Origin of the sequence: Nisaea sp. (assembly GCF_017640745.1) — a bacterium.
Lineage (GTDB): Bacteria > Pseudomonadota > Alphaproteobacteria > Thalassobaculales > Thalassobaculaceae > Nisaea.
Genome location: NZ_JAEPQA010000016.1, coordinates 105,058 through 111,464 on the forward strand (window position 1 = coordinate 105,058; position 6,407 = coordinate 111,464).

Consider the following 6,407-nt stretch of genomic DNA (forward strand, 5'->3'; position numbering starts at 1 on the left):
ATCAGCTGTCGGCGACGCAGGTCTGGCGCTGCGCGCCGAGACCGTCGATGCCGAGTTCCACCACGTCGCCCGCCTTCAGGTATTTCGGCTCCGGCTTGAAGCCCATGCCGACGCCCGGCGGGGTACCGGTCGGGATGACATCGCCCGGATGCAGGGTGAAGAACTGGCTGAGATAGTGCACCAGGAAGGCCGGGCCGTAGACCATCGTGTTGGTGTTGCCGTTCTGCCGGAACTCGCCGTTCACCTTGGCCCAGATGCCGAGTTCCTGCGGGTTCGGGATCTCGTCCTTGGTCACCATCCAGGGACCGGTCGGCCCGAAGGTGTCGCAGCTCTTGCCCTTGGTCCACTGGCCTGAACGCTCGGCCTGGAACTCGCGCTCGGAAATGTCGTTCACCACGCAATAGCCGGCGACGTAGTCCAGCGCGTTCGCCTCGGAGACATATTTCGCTTTCTTGCCGATGACGATGCCGAGTTCGACCTCGTAGTCGAGCTTCTTCGAGCCACGCGGCACGATCGTGTCATCGTTGGGGCCGCAGATCGCGGAGGTCGCCTTCATGAAGATGATCGGCTCCGGCGGCACTTCCATGCCGGATTCGGCCGCATGGTCGCTGTAATTGAGACCGACGCAGATCATCTTGCCGACCCCGCCGACGCAGGCGCCGAGACGCGGATTGCCGGAGACGACCGGAAGCGATCCGACATCCGCAGCGGCGATCTTCGCCAGTCCCTCCGGGCTCAGCGCAGCGCCGTCGATGTCGCCGACAATGCCCGACAGATCCCGGATCTTGCCGTCGCCGTCCAGAATTCCCGGCTTTTCGGCACCCGGCGCGCCATACCGCAGCAGCTTCATGGGATAGCTCCTTCCCCCAAACGATTTTTGATTGCAGCCTAAAAGACAGGCGGCGAGGTTTGCAGCCGGATACCGCCAAGTCAAGCAGCGGCAGCGCCGCGTCGGGGAACGTCACCATGGACGAGATGACAGCAGAGGACGCGGCCGTTCTGGCCGTCGATTGGGGAACCACGAGCCTCAGGGCTTTCCGCATGGCAGCGGACGGCACCATCCTTGACCGGCGCCGCGCCGAGGCCGGGATCCGCGCGATCGACGACGGCGATTTCGAGGGCGCGTTTCATCAGATCGTCGGCGACTGGCTGCCGGCCGATCCGGCAAAGGCGCCGCAGATCGTCATGGGCGGAATGATCGGCAGCCGGCAGGGCTGGATCGAGGCGCCCTACCTGCCCTGCCCCGCCGATCCGGCCGGCCTCGCCGCCGCGGCCATTGCAGGCAGGATGGAGTCCGGACATGCCTTCTGGATCGCGCCGGGCCTCTCGACGCAGCAGGACGGTCGGGCCGACGTCATGCGCGGAGAGGAACTGCAGATCCTCGGCGCCCTGGAACAGCTCGGCGGCGGCCGCCACCTGCTTTGCCTGCCCGGCACGCACAGCAAATGGGCGCTGCTGGAAGACGGCATCATCCGCGACTTCCACACCTACATGACCGGCGAGCTGTTTGACCTGCTGCGCCGCCATTCGATCCTCGGCACCACGATCGAGCATGCGGTCTGGTCCGGGGATGGCTTTCGCGAGGGCCTGGCGGCGGCCGGCAAGGAAGGCGGAATGCTGGCCCAGCTCTTCACGGTGCGGGCCGGAACCCTGCTCGGAAGCCTCCCGGTGGAGAAGAGCGGCGCCTTCCTCTCCGGCCTGCTGATCGGCAGCGAAGTTTATGCCGCAGTGCACAATCTTCCTGCCGGATCAGAGGTTTGCATAATCGGCAACCCAGACCTCACCGATCTCTACACCCCGGCGCTGGGCGCCCGTGATATACGCTGTCGCCAACTGGGAGAGTATACAGGCGCCCATGGCTTGTTCCGACTGGCCAAGGATCTTCTGAAAAGAGGATAGCGGCGCCCGCGACGAAGGGATGGGAATGACACCGAATGTCACCTTTCTCGGCATCGGGCGGATGGGCCAGAATATGGCCACCAACATTGCCCGCGCCGGCTTTCCGCTGACGGTCTGGAACCGGACCCAGGGGAAGGCGGAGGCACTCGCTACGCACCACGCCACCATTGCCGACGACCCGGCTGCGGCGGTCGCAGAGGCAGACATCGTCTGCACCTGCGTGACCGACGCCGATGCGGTCAGCGAGATCCTGTTCAAGCGCGGCGTTGCGGAAGCGATGAAGCCGGGCGCGATCTTCTGCGACATGAGCTCGATCGCTCCACGCGCCGAACAGGAATTCGACACGCAACTCACCAAGCTCGGTCTGCGCCATCTGGACGCGCCGGTCTCCGGCGGAACCCAGGGCGCCGAACTCGGCAGCCTCGCCATCATGGTCGGCGGCGAGAAGGATACCTTCGTCGAGGCGACACCCGTGCTCGCCGCCATGGGCCGTCCGTTCCGCGTCGGCCCCTGCGGCGCCGGACAGCTCACCAAGCTCTGCAACCAGGTGATCGTCGCGATCTCCATCGCCGGGCTTTCCGAATCCATGCTGCTGGCCGAGGCCGGCGGCGCCGATCCGGCGGCGGTGCGCGATGCGCTGCGCGGTGGGTTCGCGGAGAGCCGCGTGCTGCAGGAACATGGCGGCCGTATCCTCGAGCGCAACTGGAGCCCCGGTGCTCCGGTCCGCAACATGCTGAAGGACCTCAACACGGTCCTCACCACCGCGGAGCAATGCGGGATCGAGCTTCCGCTCCTCGGCCTCGTCCGGGATTTCTACGACAAGCTGAGCGCCCGCGGCTTCGCCGAGCACGACCAGACCTCGCTGCTGCTTGAGCTCGAACATCGCAATGCCCCGCACCGGGTGGGCGACAAGCCGGACAGCGGGCCGGACGCTTAAGAGCCTTCTAGATTGTCGTCATCCCGGACCCCGATCCGGGACCTTGTGAAGCCGGGCACCGCCCTACGTTCGATGAGGTCCCGGCTCTGCGGCCGGGATGATGTTGATGAGCGGGGCTTAAGGGATCGCTTTCCGCGCGCGGAACTCCTCGAACAGGTCGAGAAACATCTCTTCCGAACGCACATAATCGTGAAACCCGGCCATGCGGATCTTCAGCGTGTCGGTCATCACGTCCCAGTCGGTGCCGAAGACGTAATCCGCGAAGGGCCAGGCGGCGATATCGGCATAAGGCGTCTTCATCAGCCCGTATTTCTCCACCATGCGCTCCCAGAGCGGCGCCTTGTCGGCCATGAACTCGGTCAGCGGAATGGTCTGCACGTCGCCAAGCTCCATGTCGAAATGCGCGGCGAATTTCGGCCAGACATTCTTCCAGCGGAAGAAATCCCCGTTGGTGATGTTGAAGACCTCGTTCCGCGCGCTTTCCGCCGTCGCGCAGAACAGCATGGCGCGCGCGAGCAGGGCCGAGTCCGTGACCTGGTAGACCGCCTCCCAGGCGCCCGGCTTGCCCGGAAAGCGCAGCGGCAGGCCGAGCTCCTTCGAGATCGCCGCATAGACCGCGATGCAGGTGGAGATATTCATCGGATTGCCGACGGCGAAGCCGCAGACCGTGTGCGGACGGAGCGCCGACCAGCTCCACCTCTGCCTTTCCTGCGCCGCACGCAACCAGCTTTCCTGCGCGTGATAGAAGTTCGGCAGCATGTGCGGCGGGTCTTCCTCCCGTGCCGGGGTCCGGAACGGCCCGAGATGGCTGCCGTAGATCTTGTTCCCCTCGATCAGCTGGACATGCTCCAAATCCTTCGAGGCCGCCGCCACCGGCTCGACGGAATTGACCAGCATGGCGAGGTTCGGCGCATCGTGCTCCGCCCAGGTCGGACGGGCCTGGAAGGCTGTGTAGAAGATATGCGTGATGTCGGTCAGGCCGCCGAGCTTGGCCTCGGCATCCGCGCGGTCGAGCAGGTCGACCGAGATATGCGCCGCCCTTGTCGGGAAGTCCGGTGCCCTCCGGCTGACGCCAACGATGTCCCAGCCGCCGACCTCCTCCAGATGTTGCACCAGCCGGCGCCCGATTACGCCGAGCGCCCCGACGACCAGAGCCTTTTTCTTCGCCATCGCCTCCTCCACTTGCTTTTGCGGCGAAGTGTGAGAGGCCGGCCGGATGCCGTCAACGCGGCTCCCGGATCATAGAAAACGGGAGGGGCAAGAAAACCCCTCCCGCTCCCGTCGCACCGACCGGTCCCGGTCAGTTGGTTATTTGGCGACCATCTCCTGCGGCAGCGGCGTTTCCGGCGTGCTAACCGGAAGGATCGGGTACTCGACCCGCGGCTGCTCGCCGGTCAGGGTGTGCAGGAAGGCGGTGATCAGATCGACCTCCTCTTCCGAGAGTTTCTCGCCGAGCTGGCTCTCGCCCATCACCGCCACGGCCTGACGCAAGTTCCAGACGATGCCGGAGTGGAAATAGGGCGCGGTCAGCGCGATGTTGCGCAGCGGCCCGGCCCGGAACACGTAGCTGTCATCCGCGGTCTGCGTGACCTGGAAGCGGCCGAGATCGTTCGGCGGCAGGATTTCCGCACCCGGCTTTTCCATCACGCCGAAGGGAAAATAGCCTTCGCCGCCGATATTCACCCCGGCATGGCAGCCCGCGCAGCCCTTGTCCATGAAGAGCTTCAGGCCTTTCTTCTCGTCCGCAGTCAGAACGTTCGCGTTGCCTTCGAGATACTGGTCGAAGCGGGAGGCCGGGGTGATCAGGGTTGCCTCGAAGGCCTCGATCGCCTTCGCCATGTTGTCGAAGGTGACCGGCTTGTCCTCGCCCGGGAAGGCGCGTGTGAAGCGCTCGACATATTCCGGCATGCTGCGCAGCGTGACCTCCACCGCGTGCGGCTGGTTGTTCATCTCGACGCCGGCCTGGATCGGCCCCTTTGCCTGGGCTTTCAGGTCATCGGCGCGGCCGTCCCAGAACTGGGCGACGTTGAAGACCGCGTTCAGCACCGTCGGCGCATTGCGCGGACCCTTGGCCCAGCCGTGGCCGATCGAGGTCTCCAGGTTGTCGTCACCGCCCATGCCAAGATTGTGGCAGGTGTTGCAGCTGATCAGGTGGCTCGAGGAAAGCCGCGGCTCGAAGAACAACATCTTGCCGAGCTCGACCTTTTCATGGGTGACGGCATTGTCCTTCACCGCCGGCACGACGGAGGGGATCGGCTCGAAATAGCCTTTCGCCTCCTCCATCAGCTCTTCCGCGCGGAGGGCCGAGGGATCCGAAACGAGGGCCAGGGAGAAAAGTCCTGCGATGGAGCAGGCCCTGATAGCTGTACCAAACACGGTATCTGTCCTTTCATTTGTCATGCGCCCGCCAGAACGGCGGAATGGATTACACGACTGAGAAAGCTCACTTTTCTTCTTGTTATCTGAGCCAGGACAGTTCTTAGAACAATTCTAAACTAGCGGCATTGATCTGCCTCAATAGGCGCACAAAAAATAGGAATTTGACGTGGATCAGATCGAGGCCTGGGCGGCGGCGATACGGGCGACCGGCAGGCGGTTCGGCGCGCAGGAGACGTAGTCGAGGCCGATCGAATGGCAGAATCGGACGGTCTTGGCGTCACCGCCATGCTCGCCGCAGATCCCGATCAGCAGCTCACCGTTCTCGGCCCGGCCGCGCTCGGTCGCGATCCGCACCAGTTCGCCGACGCCCTCGATATCGAGGGTGACGAACGGGTCGAGATCGACGACGGAATTGTTCATGTAGGTGGTCAGGAAGGCGTCCGCGTCGTCGCGCGACATGCCGAAGACTGTCCGGGTCAGGTCGTCCGTGCCGAAACTGAAGAAATCCGCGCTCTTGGCGATCTCGCCGGCCCGGAGCGCGGCGCGCGGCAGCTCGATCAGGGTGCCGACGAGGTAGTTGATCGTGCAGCCGGTCTCCTGCTCGACGGCGGCGGCCACCCGGTCGACGATGACGCGCACGAAATCGAACTCGCGCTTGCCGACGACCAGCGGCACGGTGATCTCCAGCGTGACGGTCTCGCCGAATTCCTGCATCACCGCGCTCGCCGCCTCGAACATCGCGCGGACCTGCATCTCGGTAATCTCGGGATAGGAGATCGCGAGGCGGCAGCCTCGGTGGCCGAGCACCGGCACGATCTGGCGCACCGCGGCGACCCTCTTGCGCACAGCCTCCACCGGCAGGCCGAGCGCCTCCGAGGTCTCCTGATAATCCTTGTCGGTTTCCGGCAGCACTTCGTCGAGCGGCGGATCGAGCAGGCGCACCGCCACGGGGAAACCACGCAGCTCCCGGAACAGCCGGGTGAAGTCGGCGCGCTGCAGCGGCAGCAGCCGGTCGAGCGACGGCCGCCGCTCGCGCTCGTTGCGCGCCAGTGTCAGCTCGCGCACGGTCAAGATCCGCTCCGGAGCAAAGAAAGTGTGCTCGGTCGCGACCAGACCAATCCCGTCGGCGCCGAAGCGGCGGGCGGCGCTCGCATCCTCCATGGTCTCGACATTCGCGCGGACGCGGAGATGA

The 6,407-nt window shown here is 65.0% G+C and carries 6 protein-coding genes; 2 read left to right on the top strand and 4 right to left on the bottom strand.

What is annotated here, in order from left to right; all coding sequences use genetic code 11:
• Nucleotide 1: 1 nt before the first annotated feature.
• Nucleotides 2–850: a fumarylacetoacetate hydrolase family protein gene (locus JJ959_RS12880; protein WP_292884169.1), complete on the bottom strand. Its 849-nt coding sequence runs from the start codon at nt 848–850 to the stop codon at nt 2–4.
• Nucleotides 851–966: 116 nt separating this feature from the next.
• Between JJ959_RS12880 and JJ959_RS12885 the strand changes: the two genes are divergently transcribed.
• Both JJ959_RS12885 and JJ959_RS12890 read left to right on the top strand, forming a co-directional pair.
• Nucleotides 967–1,899, top strand: coding sequence for a 2-dehydro-3-deoxygalactonokinase (locus tag JJ959_RS12885; RefSeq protein ID WP_292884170.1), 933 nt, complete (start codon nt 967–969; stop codon nt 1,897–1,899).
• Nucleotides 1,900–1,924: 25 nt separating this feature from the next.
• A complete protein-coding gene (locus tag JJ959_RS12890; protein WP_292884171.1) occupies nt 1,925–2,836 on the top strand; it encodes an NAD(P)-dependent oxidoreductase in 912 nt (303 codons plus the stop codon).
• 117 nt (nt 2,837–2,953) lie between these two features.
• Here the strand turns inward: JJ959_RS12890 and JJ959_RS12895 are convergent, their stop codons facing one another.
• The 3 genes from JJ959_RS12895 to JJ959_RS12905 form a co-directional block, all read right to left on the bottom strand.
• The gene (locus JJ959_RS12895; protein WP_292884172.1) at nt 2,954–4,006 is read right to left on the bottom strand and encodes an SDR family oxidoreductase; all 1,053 of its coding nucleotides are present in this window, start codon (nt 4,004–4,006) and stop codon (nt 2,954–2,956) included.
• Nucleotides 4,007–4,144: 138 nt separating this feature from the next.
• Complete coding sequence (locus JJ959_RS12900; protein WP_292884182.1) at nt 4,145–5,119, bottom strand: cytochrome-c peroxidase; 975 nt, start codon at nt 5,117–5,119, stop codon at nt 4,145–4,147.
• 267 nt (nt 5,120–5,386) lie between these two features.
• The coding region (locus JJ959_RS12905; RefSeq protein WP_366817047.1) for a putative PEP-binding protein at nt 5,387–6,407 on the bottom strand (1,021 nt) is incomplete at its 5' end.